15 protein-coding genes are annotated in these 15,143 nt (G+C 60.1%); 8 read left to right on the top strand and 7 right to left on the bottom strand.

Features of this window, described 5'->3' with window-relative positions; all coding sequences use genetic code 11:
* Nucleotides 1-620: 620 nt before the first annotated feature.
* From QZZ60_RS06090 to hslV, 6 genes are all read left to right on the top strand, one after another.
* On the top strand, nucleotides 621-1,985 hold the full coding sequence (locus QZZ60_RS06090) for an MATE family efflux transporter (RefSeq protein WP_295639267.1): 1,365 nt from the start codon (nucleotides 621-623) through the stop codon (nucleotides 1,983-1,985).
* Complete coding sequence (locus QZZ60_RS06085) at nucleotides 1,982-2,884, top strand: phosphatidylglycerol lysyltransferase domain-containing protein (protein ID WP_295639265.1); 903 nt, start codon at nucleotides 1,982-1,984, stop codon at nucleotides 2,882-2,884. Before QZZ60_RS06090 ends, QZZ60_RS06085 begins: the two co-directional genes overlap by 4 nt.
* An 81-nt stretch (nucleotides 2,885-2,965) precedes the next feature.
* Nucleotides 2,966-4,351, top strand: coding sequence for a glutamate--tRNA ligase (gene gltX, locus QZZ60_RS06080; protein ID WP_295639270.1), 1,386 nt, complete (start codon nucleotides 2,966-2,968; stop codon nucleotides 4,349-4,351).
* Between the two features lie 386 nt (nucleotides 4,352-4,737).
* A complete protein-coding gene (cysS, locus tag QZZ60_RS06075) occupies nucleotides 4,738-6,195 on the top strand; it encodes a cysteine--tRNA ligase (protein ID WP_295639262.1) in 1,458 nt (485 codons plus the stop codon).
* A 26-nt stretch (nucleotides 6,196-6,221) separates the two neighbouring features.
* The gene (locus QZZ60_RS06070; protein ID WP_295639259.1) at nucleotides 6,222-7,637 is read left to right on the top strand and encodes a M48 family metallopeptidase; all 1,416 of its coding nucleotides are present in this window, start codon (nucleotides 6,222-6,224) and stop codon (nucleotides 7,635-7,637) included.
* A 14-nt stretch (nucleotides 7,638-7,651) separates the two neighbouring features.
* Nucleotides 7,652-8,191, top strand: a complete 540-nt coding sequence (hslV, locus tag QZZ60_RS06065) for an ATP-dependent protease subunit HslV (RefSeq protein WP_295639256.1) — start codon at nucleotides 7,652-7,654, stop codon at nucleotides 8,189-8,191.
* Between the two features lie 156 nt (nucleotides 8,192-8,347).
* Here hslV and QZZ60_RS06060 read toward each other — a convergent pair whose 3' ends face one another.
* From QZZ60_RS06060 to QZZ60_RS06030, 7 genes are all read right to left on the bottom strand, one after another.
* Nucleotides 8,348-9,040 carry an HAD hydrolase-like protein gene (locus QZZ60_RS06060; RefSeq protein WP_295639251.1) on the bottom strand — a complete coding sequence of 231 codons (693 nt, stop codon included), beginning with the start codon at nucleotides 9,038-9,040 and terminating at the stop codon, nucleotides 8,348-8,350.
* 207 nt (nucleotides 9,041-9,247) lie between these two features.
* Nucleotides 9,248-9,664 carry a zinc ribbon domain-containing protein gene (locus tag QZZ60_RS06055; protein ID WP_295639249.1) on the bottom strand — a complete coding sequence of 139 codons (417 nt, stop codon included), beginning with the start codon at nucleotides 9,662-9,664 and terminating at the stop codon, nucleotides 9,248-9,250.
* A 267-nt stretch (nucleotides 9,665-9,931) separates the two neighbouring features.
* Nucleotides 9,932-10,762 (bottom strand): hypothetical protein, encoded by an 831-nt coding sequence (locus QZZ60_RS06050; RefSeq protein WP_295639246.1) that lies wholly within the window; start codon nucleotides 10,760-10,762, stop codon nucleotides 9,932-9,934.
* A 321-nt stretch (nucleotides 10,763-11,083) separates the two neighbouring features.
* Complete coding sequence (locus tag QZZ60_RS06045; RefSeq protein ID WP_294446148.1) at nucleotides 11,084-11,422, bottom strand: IscA/HesB family protein; 339 nt, start codon at nucleotides 11,420-11,422, stop codon at nucleotides 11,084-11,086.
* A gap of 74 nt (nucleotides 11,423-11,496) precedes the next feature.
* A complete protein-coding gene (locus QZZ60_RS06040) occupies nucleotides 11,497-11,814 on the bottom strand; it encodes an IscA/HesB family protein (protein ID WP_295639242.1) in 318 nt (105 codons plus the stop codon).
* Between the two features lie 132 nt (nucleotides 11,815-11,946).
* Nucleotides 11,947-13,137 carry a cystathionine beta-lyase gene (gene metC / locus QZZ60_RS06035; RefSeq protein WP_295639239.1) on the bottom strand — a complete coding sequence of 397 codons (1,191 nt, stop codon included), beginning with the start codon at nucleotides 13,135-13,137 and terminating at the stop codon, nucleotides 11,947-11,949.
* 1 nt (nucleotide 13,138) lies between these two features.
* Nucleotides 13,139-13,627: an EF-hand domain-containing protein gene (locus tag QZZ60_RS06030; protein ID WP_295639237.1), complete on the bottom strand. Its 489-nt coding sequence runs from the start codon at nucleotides 13,625-13,627 to the stop codon at nucleotides 13,139-13,141.
* A 297-nt stretch (nucleotides 13,628-13,924) separates the two neighbouring features.
* On the opposite strand from QZZ60_RS06030, the gene QZZ60_RS06025 reads away from it, so the two are divergent.
* Both QZZ60_RS06025 and QZZ60_RS06020 read left to right on the top strand, forming a co-directional pair.
* A complete protein-coding gene (locus QZZ60_RS06025) occupies nucleotides 13,925-14,383 on the top strand; it encodes a GNAT family N-acetyltransferase (RefSeq protein WP_295639234.1) in 459 nt (152 codons plus the stop codon).
* Between the two features lie 94 nt (nucleotides 14,384-14,477).
* Nucleotides 14,478-15,143 (top strand): trigger factor (locus QZZ60_RS06020; protein WP_295639231.1); only part of this gene is annotated, 666 nt, incomplete at its 3' end.

Genomic DNA, 15,143 nt, shown 5'->3' with positions numbered 1-15,143 from the left:
CAGACCCTTATAGGGTCAAATCAAACCGCCCCTTGAAGGGGCGGTCCTGACTTGTCTTGCGGAGGCTTCCGCACCTGTCTTTTGGACGATGGAGAGCAGGGCCTTTTTTCACGACGGCGTCTTCCGCCGTGCATGCCCTGCCGCGCCGTGAACGGAAAGACGTTGCTTTCTCTGCCGTCCGCAGCGCGGAACTTCCGTGGAATATCGTCGGTTGGTGCGGCAGTCGGAAAACTCCGCAATGTTTTGCGCCGTTTTTCTTGAAGGCCTTTTCCTCCGGCTTGCCTGAAGGCTGCCTTTGCTTTTTGATGGAGCGTGGTGTTTCGGCGGGCCCGACTGGTCGGGATTTCCCGGACGGGCGCGTGTCGTGGGGCGCGAAAGGCTGCGGGCTCATGCTGCCGGGACGGCGCGCGTCAGGTGCTCTCTGTTGCTGTCGACCGCACGTCCGCCCGTGGAAAGACACAGGGGCGGCCGACGGAAGGAAAATGTCTCGGCGTCTGCATGGCGTCTGCCGTGCCTTGTTGCAACCCTCTTGCCAGCGCAGATAATTGCGTTATCTTCTGCCCATGTCTGCTTTGTTACGTATTTGTTCCGTCATCCGTTCCGGCGAATGGCTGCGTGATGTGCCGTTTGGCACCATCTGGGGGCTTGTCTGGCCGCAGATGATGATGCTTCTTTGCAGCATCGTCGTCAATCTTACCGACATATGGGCCGCCGGACGCATTTCTTCCGACGTGCAGGCCGCCGTGGGACTTGCCTTTCAGCTTCAGGTTTTTCTCATGGTGTTCGGCTGGGCGCTCGGAGCGGGGGGCATGGCGGCGGTAAGCCAGTCCATGGGGGCCGGGCATATGAGGCGTGCGCAGAATTATGTGGGGCTCGTGCTCTGCAGCTGCGTGGCGGTCGCCGTGCTGCTTGCGCTGCTGACGGGCTTCTTGCGCCGCCCCGTGCTGTCGCTTCTGCAGACGCCGGAAGAGCTCATGCCGGTGACGGAATACATGGTGGGAGTCATGCTTGCGGGGCTGCCTTCCTTTTACGTCATGCAGGTGGGCGGAACGCTGTTCCGGGCGGCAAGACAGGTCATGGCGCCGCTCATCGTGGCCGTGGCGACCTGTCTTCTCAACGTGTTCGGCGATTTGTGCTTCGGCCTCGGCTGGCTCGGATTTCCGGCCTTCGGCATGGCGGGCATAGCCTGGGCCACCTTCAGCGCCAATACGCTTGCGGCCGTGCTGACGCTGATTTTTCTGAAGCGCGGCGGCCTTGTCGTTCACCGTGCGCTGCCTCCCGTGCGCTGGCTTCGGACCGGCGCGCCGTATCTTTTTCGCGTGGCGCTTCCGGCCTGCGGCAACAGCATGCTCTGGCATCTGGGATATCTCGTCATGTACGGCATCACCGCCTCGCTGCCGGACGGCGTGGAGGCGCTTGCCGGACTTACCGCGGGCAACCGCATAGAATCCCTGCTCTACATGCCGGCCAACGCCTTCATGGTGACGGCTTCCATTCTGGTCGGCAATGCGCTCGGGGCGGGCGACAAGGCCGGGGCGAAACGCGTGGGCATCGTGCTGTTCGTGATTTCCGGCGTGTCCATGAGTTCCGTGGCGGCATGCATGTGGCCCTTCATTCCCGATCTCGCCGGATTCTTTTCCTCGGCTCCGGGCGTGAAATCGCAGATCATCAACTATCTTTTCTTCAATGTCCTGGTGGTTCCCTTCACCGTGTCGGGCATGGTCCTGCACGGCGTGATGAACGGCGCGGGCGCCACCGTGTATCCTCTTGTGGTCAACACTGCCGGCATATGGCTCATCCGGCTGCCTTTCGGATGGGGGCTTTCCCATGTCGTGTTCCATGACGCCTATGGCGTGTACATGGCCATGTTCCTGTCCATGGCCGTACAGACTTCGGCCATGGTGTGGGTGTTTTTCCGCAAGGACTGGACGCGCTTTTCTCTGAACGCACATCTTTCCCATTCCAAACACAAGGAGAAGGCATGAACCTTCCTTCCGGCTATGTCCCGGTGACTCTCGATCTGTATGACGACTATCATCGTCTCTTTGAACGCACGCCGCAGCCCACGGCCGATCTGACCTTTACCAATCTCTGGGGCTGGGCGGAGCATTTCGGACTGGGACTGTCCTTCCGCGACGGTCTGTGCTGGATCTGTCAGACCAGACCAGAGGTTCGCTACTGGGCCCCCGTGGGCGACTGGAATGCCGCGGACTGGGCTGCTCAGCCTGAAATTCGCGGGGGCGTGGAGCTTTTTCGCGTGCCTGAGGTTCTGACGGCTCTGCTCACCGAGGCGCTCGGCAGTCGTGTGACGGCCGAGAATGACCGCGGTCAGTGGGAGTACCTGTACGACAGAAATGAGCTTGCCGAACTGCCCGGCGCGAAGTTTCACAAGAAGAAGACGCACGTCAACGGCTATCGCCGCCGCTACGGCGAGGACTACCGTGCCCTCGGCGACGTCGCCAACCCCGACGGCATCGAGCACGTGCTTCGTCTTCAGGAAGAATGGTGCAAATGGCGGGACTGTGAAAACAGTCCGTCGCTTCAGGCGGAAAACGAGGCCATTTTTCGCGTGGTCGGCAACTGGGACCGGTTGCCCGGACTGGTCGGAGGGGCGCTGTACGTGGAAGACAAGATAGGTGCCTTTGCCGTGGGCGAGAAGGTGGGCGACATGATGGTCGTGCATTTTGAAAAGGTTCAGGCGGAGCTCAAAGGGGTCTATCAGGCCATCAATCAGGCATTTGTAAGTCACTCCGCACAGGACGTTTCCCTCATAAACAGGGAACAGGACATGGACGAGCCCGGGCTTCGCCAGGCCAAGGAAACCTACAACCCCGTGGGGTTTCTGAAAAAAAGTCGGCTTGTCATAGCTTCGGATGCGGAGTAGTATCATGGCCGCCAACGGAAGCGGCGATAGTCCCTTTGGTTTCGCTTCCTTTTACATAACCTTCTGATTATTCGGATGAGCATCATGAAAGTCGTTACGAGATTTGCTCCCAGCCCCACCGGTCATCTGCATATCGGCGGCGGCCGGACCGCCATTTTCTGCTGGCTTCTTGCCCGCCATTACGGCGGCGAGTTCCGCCTGCGCATTGAGGATACCGACGCTACGCGTTCCAGACAGGAATATACCGATTCCATCCTTGCTTCCATGAAGTGGCTCGGGTTGGACTGGGACGGCGACCTGACCTATCAGAGCAAGCGTCTTGACATTTACAACGCCCATATCGACAGACTTCTGGAGACCGGCCACGCCTACTGGTGCGACTGCACTCCCGAAGAAGTGGAAGCCATGCGTGAAGTGGCCCGCGCCAGAGGCGAAAAGCCCCGCTACAACGGCAAGTGCCGCGACCGCGGTCTGACGGCCGGACCCGGCAGGGTCGTGCGTCTGCGCGTGCCGGACGAGGGGCGCATCGTGTTCAACGACATGGTGAAGGGCACCATTTCCGTGGATGTCTCCGAGCTTGACGACATGGTGCTGCGTCGTACCGACGGCATGCCCACCTACAACCTTGCCGTGGTGGTCGACGACCACGACATGGGCGTCACGCACGTTCTGCGCGGCGACGACCATGTTTCCAACACGCCCAAGCAGATTCTTCTGTATCATGCCCTCGGTTTCGACGTGCCTACCTTCGGTCATGTGCCCATGATCTGCGGTCCCGACCATCAGAAGCTCTCCAAGCGCCACGGAGCCCGCGCCGTCATCGAGTACGAGCAGGACGGGCTGCTGCCTCAGGCTCTGGTGAACTACCTGGTTCGTCTGGGCTGGTCGCACGGCGATCAGGAAATCTTTTCGCTCAAGGAACTGGTGGAGCTTTTCGACGGCAACAATCTGAACAGCTCTCCTGCGGCTTTCGACCCCGAAAAGCTGAAGTGGCTCAACGCCCATTACCTGCGCAACACGCCGCTCCCTCAGCTTGCCGCCATGGTGCGTCCGTTCCTTGAAAAGCTGGGATACGACGAACCCGTGGAAAAAATCGAGCCTCTGCTTCCCATGTATATCGAGCGCGCCTCCGACCTTGCGGCGCTGGCCCAGGCGCTCACCATCTACTTCAAGCCTGCCGAAGAGCTGGTCATTGAAGAGAAGGCCATGAAGGCTCTGAACGAGGACGGCAAGCATCAGCTTACCGTGCTTCATGACATGATCGCCGCCATGCCTGAGTTCAACGGCGAGGCGCTGGACAAGCTTCTGCATGAATACGTGGAGAAGGGCGGACTCAAGTTCAAGCAGGTCGGCCCGCCTCTGCGTTCCGCGCTTACCGGCCTTGCGGGCGGTCCTTCCGTGCACGACGTCATGGTCGGACTCGGCAGGGAGGAAAGCCTGAAGCGCATTGAACGGGCGTCGAAGTAATCCTGCGGATGGAAGTGCTGAGCGCTTCCATCCGTTTTTTCGCCGCGTCCGGCGGACCGCGTTCTGAAGAGAAGTTCTCGGAGCGAACGCACGGCCCTTCCGATATGATCGGCAGAGAATGCGGACGCTTGAAAGGCGGAAAACGAGCTTTCTTCTTCCGGCACATGCCGGGAAGTGTCTTCGACCGGGAAAAGAGCGCGTCTGTTCGCGGCCGGAAGAAAAATGTTCTTTTTGTTCATCCGGCCCCGTCGCTGCTCTGGACGGGACCGGATGAAGATTTATTTAATACAGGTACGGCCTTTTCTCCTGGGATGAAAGGTCGGCATCCGCGCCCAGGGCTCAATGCCGGGCACGTCATCACAAGAGCGCAACACGGGAGAAGACCCATGCAGTTGTATAATACCATGACTCGCCGCAAGGAAAATTTCGAGCCTCGTCACGCCGGCAAGGTCGGCATGTACGCCTGCGGCATCACGGCCTATGATCTCAGTCACATCGGCCATGCCCGCTCCGCGGTGGTGTTCGATGTGCTGAACCGCTATCTGCGGCATCTCGGCTACGACGTGACCTTTGTCCGCAACTTCACCGACGTGGACGACAAGATCATTGCCCGTGCCAACCGCGAGGGCAAGACCTGCACGGAAATTGCCGAAACCTACATAGCCGCCTTCCATGAGGACATGGATCGCCTCAATGTCCGCCGGGCCGACATCGAGCCCCGGGCCACGGAATACATAGGCGAGATGCAGACGCTGATTCAGACGCTCATCGACGGGGGACACGCCTACCCCGTTCCGTCCGGCGACGTGTACTTCCGCGTCCGCTCCTTCCCCGGATACGGCAAGCTGTCCGGCAGAGACGTGGACGATCTGCGGTCCGGTGCGCGCATCGCCATAGGAGAAGAGAAGGAAGATCCTCTGGATTTCGCCCTCTGGAAGGCCGCCAAGCCCGGCGAACCCTTCTGGGAAAGCCCGTGGGGAAAGGGGCGTCCCGGCTGGCATCTGGAATGCTCCGCCATGAGCAAGAAGAATCTCGACCTGCCGCTCGACATTCACGGCGGCGGTCAGGATCTCATCTTTCCCCACCATGAGAACGAAATAGCTCAGAGCGAGGCCTCGACGGGCAAGGAGCTTGCCCGGTTCTGGGTGCACAACGGCTTTGTGCAGATCAACTCCGAAAAAATGTCCAAGTCCCTGAACAACTTCAAGACGATTCGCGACATTCTGGAACATCGTCAGCCGGAAACGCTGAGGTTCTTCCTGCTGGGCAAGCATTATCGCAGCCCCATAGATTTCAGCTTTGAAGGGCTGGATGAGGCGGAACGCGCGCTCAAGCGCGTGTATGAATGCCTGCGTGACACGCATGTCGCCTCTCTTCGCGAGTCCTGGAAAAAGGGCGAGACTCCGGCCTCGGTGCTGGATGAGTTCGACATGTTGGAAAAAGGCTTTTTCGAGGCCATGGACGATGATCTGAACACGGCCGGCGCGCTCGGCCATGTTTTCGGCATGATTCGTCTCATGAACCGCATTCTTGAAGACAAGGGCCTGCGCAACAAGGAAGGCATACGGGATCTTCTGGCGCGCTTCACGGCTCTTGCCGGCGTGTGGTCCGAAGTTCTCGGCGTTTTCGGCAGGGAACCTTCGGAATTTCTGGAAGAGCTGCGCGATACCCGTGCAAAGCGTGCCGGCATTGACGTGAACAAGGTGATGGAACTCATGGCGGAACGCGCCGAAGCCCGCGCCGCCAAGGATTTTGCCAGGTCCGACGCGACCCGTGACGCGCTTGAGGCCATGGGCATAGAAGTGCGCGATACGCCCTCGGGCGCGGTGTGGGATATCGCCTGACAGGCCGGAAGGCCGGGAAAACTGTGATGCGACTACGTTCCGTGATGGCCGCAGTGTGCATGGTCGGCATGCTTTTTTCGCCCGTGCAGGCAGAGGCGGCGCTCTTCGGGGACTTTACGCTTCAGGACGAAATGAAGATGGGCCGGGAATTTGAAGTCCTGGTCAAGTCTACCATGCCCATCATCGAAGATCCGGTGGTGCACGATTACGTGCAGGGCGTTGTGGACCGCATTGTAAAAACGCTTCCTCCGCAGCCGTACAAGTTCCCGGCCAACGTCGTTCTGCACAACTCGTTGAATGCCTTTGCCGCTCCCGGCGGCTTCGTATTCGTGTTTTCCGGGCTCATCATGCACCTGAATCACGAATCCGAGCTCGCCGGAGTGCTTTCCCACGAAATAGCCCACGTCACGCAGCGGCACATTGCCGGACGCCTGGAGCGCGGCAGAGTCATTTCTCTGGCGTCGCTTCTCGGTGTGGTGGCAGGTGTGGCCGCCGGTCTTTCCGGAGGCGGAAACGCCGGGGGCGCGGCCATGATGGGAAGCATGGCCGCGGGTTCTTCTGCCATGCTGAACTACAGCCGCCTTGATGAAGACGATGCCGACCGCTTCGGACTCCGGTATCTGGTGAACGCCGGGTACAATCCTCAGGGGCTGGGCGGAGCGTTCGAGGTGCTGAAGTCTCAGGACTGGGGCGGTTCTTCCGCCGTCCCCACCTACCTTTCCACGCACCCGGATCTGGATGTCCGTCTTTCCAGGCTGCGGGCCGACATTCAGACCATGCCCGCGGAACTCAGAAATCGCAAGGAGGATGATGCGCGATTCCTCCGCGTGAAGGCGCTGCTCTGGGCGAGGCACGGCGATGCCGCCCATGCGGAGCAGATTTTTGCCGGAGGCGGGGACAAGGATGCTGTCAGCCTCATGGGCAGGGGCATGCTTGCGGCGAGGCAGAACCGCATCAGAGATGCGGAGAGCTTTTTTCAGTCCGCGCTCAGACTTGCTCCCGATGATGCGCTCATTCTGCGTGAGGCCGGAATCTTTGAGTACACCAAGGGCGGAGACATCAATCGTGCCCGCCGGTACCTTGAAAAGGCGCTTCGCCTGTACCCCGGCGATTTCTACGGGCTTTTCTTCTATGCCCGCATTCTCGACGACTCGGGAGACAGGGCCGGAGCTCAGCAGCGCTATCGTGAAGTGCTGCGCTATGTGCCGGAGGACAGTGAGGTGCACACCTATTACGGGCGTTCCCTCGGTGCGGTCAACAGGCTGAGCGAGGGCTATCTGCACCTTGCCTACGCGTCGCTTTATGTCAATGATCAGCGCAAGGCGGACAACTGGCTGGAAAAGGCGAAGAGCGCGGCCCGCAGCCCGCAGGAAAAGAACGCCGTCAAAGATTATGAGAAAAAGGCTGCGGAACGCGCCAAAATCATGAAAGAAGCCCGATAGGGCAGGAGATAGCGATGGAATTGAGAGGAACGACCATTCTTGCCGTACGTAATGAACATGGCGTAGCCATCGGCGGCGACGGACAGGTGACCATGGGACAGAGCATGGTCATGAAGCATACGGCCAGAAAGGTGCGGCGTCTTTACCGCGGTCAGGTCGTGGCCGGTTTTGCCGGAGCCACGGCGGATGCCTTTACGCTGTTTGAACGTTTTGAAGCCAAGCTGGAAGAGTCGGGCGGCAATCTTTTGCGCGCCGCCGTGGAAATGGCCAAGGACTGGAGACAGGACAAGTTTCTGCGCAAGCTCGAAGCGCTGCTTCTGGTGGCCGATGCCGACAGAACGCTCATTCTCACCGGCACGGGCGACGTGGTGGAGCCGGACGACGGCGTGGCCGCCATCGGTTCCGGCGGTCCCTACGCACTTTCCGCCGCGCGGGCGCTGCTTCGTCACACGTCCATGTCGCCTGCAGAAATAGTGAAGGAATCCATGGCCATTGCGGCCGACATCTGCGTGTTCACCAACACCCATCTCACCATGGAAACCATCGAAAAGTAAATTCAAGGCCATACGCCCGCAAAAAAAGGACGGCGATCCCCCTTCCGGGGACCGTCGTCCTTCGGCATTTTAAGGGTGAACGGCTGCATTTCGCTCCTGCCGTCCGGGAGAGGACCGGAATGCATCCGGGATGCGGCAAGGAGGGGGACATGGTTTTCAGGCTTGAGGAGCGGAGAGCAGTCGGCCGAGTTCGCTTACGTCTTCGGCCAGCCAGGAGGCACCTGCCTGTGAAAGTTCTTCTTTGCTGCCGAAGCCGTAGAGAACGCCGAGTGTCGGTATGCCGTGTTCGGCCGCCCCGAGAACGTCGAACTTTCTGTCGCCGATCATGAGGCAGCCCCGGGAGTCTTCAAGTCCGAGCCGGTTCATGGCGTAGTCGATGACCATTTTTTTTTCCACGCGGGTTTCGGCAACGTCTCCACCTGCCATGAGCGTGAAGGCGTCGGCCATGCCGAAGCGTTCCAGAATGCGCACGGCAAACACTTCCGGCTTGGACGTGGCGAGCACGAGCTTTCGCCCTTCGCTCTGCCATGCGTACAGGAGTTCCCGGATGCCGGAGTAGGGCACGTTTTCGTACATGCCCTGCCGGGAATAGTATTCCTGAAAGTATTCTATGGCCTTGTAGGCCGTGGGAAGATCGAAGCCGTAGCAGCGCATGAAGGAGTCGTAGAGCGGCGGCCCGATGAAGGGGTAGAGCTTTGCCGGATCTTCCTCATGGATGCCGAAGCGTTCCAGCGCGTACATGACGGCGCGGGTAATGCCTGTTGAAGGATCGGTAAGCGTTCCGTCGAGATCAAGAAAAAGCACCTCGGCGTCGCCGGGAGAAGCGAGGGGGGAAGGATGGTTATTCATGGAAAGGCAGATAGCAGAAGATCGGAGGAAAGAAAAGACGGCCGCCGGGCAGGAAAAAGGGAGGCCGCGCCTCATAAGGGGAGGGACGCGGCCTGAAACGATTCGGGAAATTTTACCGGCGTTCACGAGGTGCACGGAGTGAAGGAAAAGCCTCACGACGAGCGTGGAGGTCGGAGCGGGGGGGGAGGGGAGTCTTTCGGAACGTCGTCAGGAAGCCAGCCAGGCGACCAGAGACCAGCAGCAGAACCAGGAGAAGATCTGCAGCACAAGGGGACTGATGGTGCGCCCCATCATGGCGAGCTGTATGTTCACGGCAAAGGTGATGACCCGGGCTATGCCGGAAAAGACCAGAAAGCCTATGCAGGCCAGAAGACCGAATTTGAGTCCCATGGCAAAGGCCAGCGCCAGGGTGATGATGCCCATCTGGCAGGAAGGAAGAAGCTGGCTGCCGTTTGACTGCATGAAGACGACGCGCTGATGGAAGCCTCCGCGGGGTTCTTCGGCGTGCGGGTGATCCACAAGCTCGGCGTCCACGACGTCTCGAACGTGGATGATGGGTTGCCCGCAGCTGGGGCAGGACTTGCTGTCATCGGGAATGCTGGCGTGGCAGTTGGGGCAGTTCATGAAGAAACCCTCGTCAGGATGAAGTCTTGAACACTATGGTGTTAACTCTAATCATCCTGCCGAAGTTGGCAAGGGAAAACAGGGATCGCAACTGTTACAAAGTGTGAACGGCGATCTCGTCGGAAGTCGTCGCGCGTTCTCCGGCGGAAAAAGGTTCAACCTGCGGCACCGGGGAGCTCTTCGAGGGAAGGCTCGTCCCGTGCGTGGGGACAGAGTCCCGGGCAGTTGTCGGCCGTCGGATTTGTCCGCAGGCGTCCGGGACGGACATTAAAGAATTCCCGTGAGATCGGTTTCTCCCCGGGCGGTCATGCGTACCGGACCTCCTACCCATACGTCCCAGCCGTCGCCGGAGTGCTCCAGACGCACAGAGAGTGCGCACCCGCTGGGCTGCACGATGCGGAAGCGTTCTGCCCCGGTTCTGGCATGGAGAAGAATGGCCGAGGCAAGCGTACCGGAGCCGCAGGCGCTTTCGCTGCACAGAGAGCCCGTGTCCCGGACCCATACGACGGGATGAAGCTCGGCCTGCTGGCCATCCGGCGAGAGAGTCCCGCACGTCAGCCAGAGATGGCCCACGGCTTCTTCTTCGGCGACGGAACAGATCAGACGCTGATGCGAGCAGAAAGAAGGCAGTGCCCCGGCGGCCGGGACCTGTCCGGTCTGAATGATGTGGGCTATGCCGGGGACGCGCACCAGCGAGATGTTTCCGGGGAAGTTTTCCGGTTCGGGAAGGACGGAAAAGTGCAGGCAGGCTTCGGCAAAGGGCAGATCGTTTTTGCGGGGAACAACGCGCACGGCCACCGTGTCCGGAACGCCGGATACCTCCACGCGTCCGGCAAGGGTGTTTCCTTCTCGGGTCAGGAGGCCCTGTTCCGCAAGAATCACAGCAAAGCAGCGCGTGGCGTTGAGGCAGAATTCGCCGCCCATCATGTCCAGCCTCGGCATGCCGTCAAGACGGACATAGCCGGTCTGCTCCGCGCCGATGTGCTGGTCGCTCATGACGGAGTTGGCCACCATGGCCCGTTGGGCAGGAGGGATGTCCTCGGCTTTCAAAAGGATGGTGGGGTTTCCCCCCGGAGTCATTTTCCAGAACGCGAACATGATCTTCTCCTTGTGCGGCCGTGACGTGGAAAAAGGAGCGCTCCGGCGGAGTGCGGCGTCTGGCCGCCGGTGCGGAAAACGAGGGCCGCGTGCGGACGCGGCGGAGGCACGGGCGGCAACAGACCGCCGCTGCAATGAAAAGGCCGCCATGCCCGGAAGCACGGCGGCCTTGATATGATTTCGGAAGTCCGTTTGTCGGCGTCACGCTGAAGAAGTCGGCGTGATGCGTCAGATGACGGCGTTTCGTTTCAGGACTTTTCCCGCAGGCAAAGAGAGAAGAGAAAAGCCGGATCGGCGGCTTCCGAAAACCGCTGAAGAGGTTTAGTGGTGGCAGCCGCCGCCACAGGTGCCGGTACCGCAGCTGGAGCAGCCGCATCCGCCGCCCATGTTGGGCAGGGGGATTTCAGGCGTGACGAGGAAGCCCATGGGGCTCGCGTCGACGGTGGCTCCACCGATGGTGGCCCACAGTTCCTTCGTCGCACAGAAGGTATAACCGTCCTGTTCGGCGACGAAGTCCTGCTCGTTGGGTTCATCAAGGGCAAGACCGATGCGGGGGCCGCTGCATCCGCCGGGGGCGAGATACAGACGAATGGCAGATTTTTCCTTGTCGGCGAAGAAGGCGTCAAGTTCGGTGCGGGCGCTTTCGGTAAGAGTAAACACAGGGATGCTCCGTTGGGTAAGGGTGGGTATATGGGGAAGGTCGACCTTCCCTGAACCTCGAAGCGGACTCTTGTTTAGTGACTGCCGCAGGAGCTGCCGCAGGAAGCGCAGCTGCTCCCGCCCTGAAGCGGAAGTTCAGGTTCGACGATGAAGCCCATGTAGCTTACGTCGATTTTTACGCCGCCGATGCGTTCCAGCAGCGATTTTTCCAGACAGAACGTGAATCCGTTGACTTCGAAGGCCTGATCATTGTCGTTAGGCTCGTCCAGAGCCAGAGCAAGACGAGGACCGCTTCAGCCGCCGGGGGCCAGGTAGATGCGGATGCCGGTTCTGGGCTTGTCGGCGAAGAAAGCCTCAAGCTCCTGACGGGCAGCGTCGGAAAGATTGATCATGTAAATCTCCAGAAAAGTGGTTTCGGTAAAAATAGGAACGGTTCTTGATTTTGTCAATGGAAGGAAAAGGGTTTTCGCCGTTTTTGTTCCGGCCGTTCCGCTTCCGTACAAGCGGGGACCTCACCGCGTTCTTCAGGAACGCGCGGCATTCAGACGGGCAAATCCTTCTTCCAGATCGGCCTTGAGATCGTCCACGTCTTCAAGACCTACGGCATAGCGCACGAGCGTGCAGTTGTCGTCGTTCCATACGGGAGATACGCGGTTGAGAGCCGTGCGCTGCGGATGACAGTGCTCCACGAGGCTGTCGTATCCGCCCCAGCTTGCGCCTATGCTGAACATCCTGTAGCCGTTGAGCATGGCCGCCACGGCCTTTTTCTCCGTTTTCGGCAGGACGATGGAGAAGAGCGAGCCGCCACCCGAAAAGTCGCGGGCCCACAGTTCGTGACCCGGGTCTCCTTCAAGCGGCGGATAGAGCACCTGCATGACCTCGGGGCGGTCTTGCAGCCAGCGTGCAAGCGTGAGGGCCTGAGCAAACTGCGTCTGCATGCGGACCTTCATGGTTCGCAGACCGCGAAGGGCCATGTAGCAGTCGTCGGGGGAGGCGATTTCTCCCATCTGCACGCAGAAGGAGCGCATGCGCCGGTAGAGTTCGTCCGTGCGGGCGATGATGATGCCCATGACAAGATCGGAATGACCGGCGATGAACTTGGTGGCGGCTTCCACGCAGATGTCCACGCCGACAGTGAGCGGCTTGAAGTAGAGGGGGCCGGCCCAGGTGTTGTCCATGATGACGATGGCGCCGTGCGCATGGGCTGCCTTCACTATGGCGGGAATGTCCTGCATTTCAAAGGTGAGGGAGCCCGGAGCCTCCGTATAGACGACTCTCGTGTTCGCCTTGATGAGAATGTCCATGTCTGCGCCGATGCGCGGGTCGTAGAATGTCGTTTCCACGCCGAAGCGGCGAAGGATGGTTTCACAGAACATTCTCTGCGGACCATAGACGCTGTCGGGCATGAGCACATGATCGCCCGCGCCCACGAAGGCGAGAAGCGACTGCGTGCATGCGGAAAGGCCGGAGCTCGTCACCATGGCTCCCGCGCCCTGTTCCAGGCGGTTCACGGCGTCGCACAGGGCAAAGGCGTTTTCCGTGCCGAGAGCTCCGTAGCAGACGTTGCGGAATTTGGCATCTCCGGCTTCGTTGGCGTCGAATTCCTCCAGCGTGGGAGAAACAATGGTGGAGGCACGATGCACAGGCATGTTGACGGGACCGCCGACACGCAGAGGGGCGCGCCCGGCATGAACCAGAATGGAGGCATCCTTCATGTTACTTCGCCTCCGCTGGAGGAGTGATGAGCAGCATTCCCGAGCCGCTTTTCACGGATTTTTCGGGCGCGGGAGCGACGGCGTCGTTTTTCGAGGGGGGCATGATGAGCGGCATGCCGCCTTCTGACGGCATGACCTTTCCACCGTCGCCGGCGCCGCGCATGGCCTTCATCATTTCGCTCATGTCGGGCATGCTCATGGAGCCCCCGTGTCCGGCGGAAAACGCCTTCCATTCATCGAGACTGATGGTCCCGTCGCGGCTCGTGTCTATGATGTCGAAGGCGTTGCGGCTGAGGTTAGGTCTTGCGGCGGAAAGTTCTTCCCATGAGAGACTTTTGTCGTGGTTCGTGTCCATCTGATCGAAGCGTTCCGCAGGATCGGAGGGACGGACGGTCATGCCGTCCCCGGCGCCCGGCATGGCAAGCGCGGGCATGACGGAACAGGAAAGTGCGAGAATGAGGGCCGCAGCCCCGGAAGCAGCGATATGCATGAATGCACCTCTTGAGAGCGTTGTTGGAAAACATGATTCTTTTAATAAAGCGGCCGGAGCCGCCTGCAGAAATTCCGTCCGCAGAAGCGGAAAGGAAATCCCGCACGCTGCCTTGTCGTCCAGCGGTCCGAAGCGGAGAACGGGCCGGAGCACGGCAGAACGATCCTGAAAGGGGCGGACGTCGTCCGTCTTTCGTTTTTCGAGGGCAGAATGACATGAGCGCGGAGCAAGTGCAAGCAGGTAAGACGGCATCTTGCCATTCCCGCTGTTATGTTACAATATCGGCGCGGAGGCTGCATGATACGTCCTTTTTGCAACGATGACGCGGAAGAGGTGGTTCGCGTATGGTTTGAAGCATCCCTGGAGGCGCACGGGTTCATTCCCCGTTCGTATTGGGAAGCCGCGGTTGAGGACATGCGTACGCTTTATCTTCCCATGAGTGATGAAATCGTGGTGCATACAGACGATGAGACCGGAAGAATCGATGCCTTTCTGGCCTTTGTCGACACGTATCTTGCCGCACTCTTCGTCGCTCCCCGCGCGCAGGGAAAAGGGCTCGGAAGCAGGATGTTCCGCATTGCGGGCCGGATGCATCCGGAGCTGACGCTCAGCGTATACAAGGAAAATGAGCGGGCCGTGTCGTTTTATCGCAGGAGAGGTCTGGTCGTGCTTCAGGAGCGCGTGGAGGAAAGGACGGGGCATAGGGAGCTTGTCATGGGCCGCCCGGAGCATGCCGACGGACAGGCTCTCGTCTGAGCGTCCGGCGTTCTGCCGTTCTTGTGCCTGTGAAAAAGACACGATTCTGCGGCCGGGGCATTCACAACCATTAAATGATGATTCAGGTTCGATTATGGAATATCAGTTGGACAGGAAAGACGGGGGACTGCGTCGCCTGACGATGGTCTTTTCGCCTCAGCAGGTGCTTGCGGCGTGGAAAAAGGCGGCCTTGCCGTTCGGCGCGTCATTCCGCATGGCCGGCTTTCGTCCGGGGAAGGCTCCTCTGGAGATTCTGGAGAAGCGTTTTTTTCAGCAGATTTCCGAGGCCGCTACGGACGCGCTCGTGAGCTCCGGGATTGATGAGGCGCTTTCCAGGGAGGCGCTCGTTCCCGTTGCCGGGCTCACGTACGAAGGGGAAAACGCCAGACGGGGAGAAGAGTTCCGGTTCAGCGTGGAGTTCTGCGTCCTTGAGGACCGTGAGCTGCCTGATCTGGAATCCATCCGGATAAACGAAGAGGAACCGCAGGCGGACCCCGTGCAGGAGTCGCTGTTCATTCGCGACATTCTCGGTCGTGCGGCCAGAAGGGTTCCCGTGACCGAGGGGCGGCCGCAGGACGGCGACATCGTGCAGGTGGAAGTGACGGGCAAGGTGGACGGCCGCACCGTGGCGGGCATGAACACCGGTTCCTGCAGGATGAGGCTCATGCCGACAAGGCCGGGAGAAAAGACTCCCGATCTTGATCCCGTTGTCCGCGGTCTCTGCATAGGTGAAACCGGCACGGGCACGACCCCCTGTCCC

Origin of the sequence: uncultured Mailhella sp. (assembly GCF_905187505.1) — a bacterium.
Classification (GTDB): domain Bacteria; phylum Desulfobacterota; class Desulfovibrionia; order Desulfovibrionales; family Desulfovibrionaceae; genus Mailhella.
Note: the sequence above shows the minus strand (reverse complement) of the source record. Positions and strands in the feature narration are given on the sequence as shown.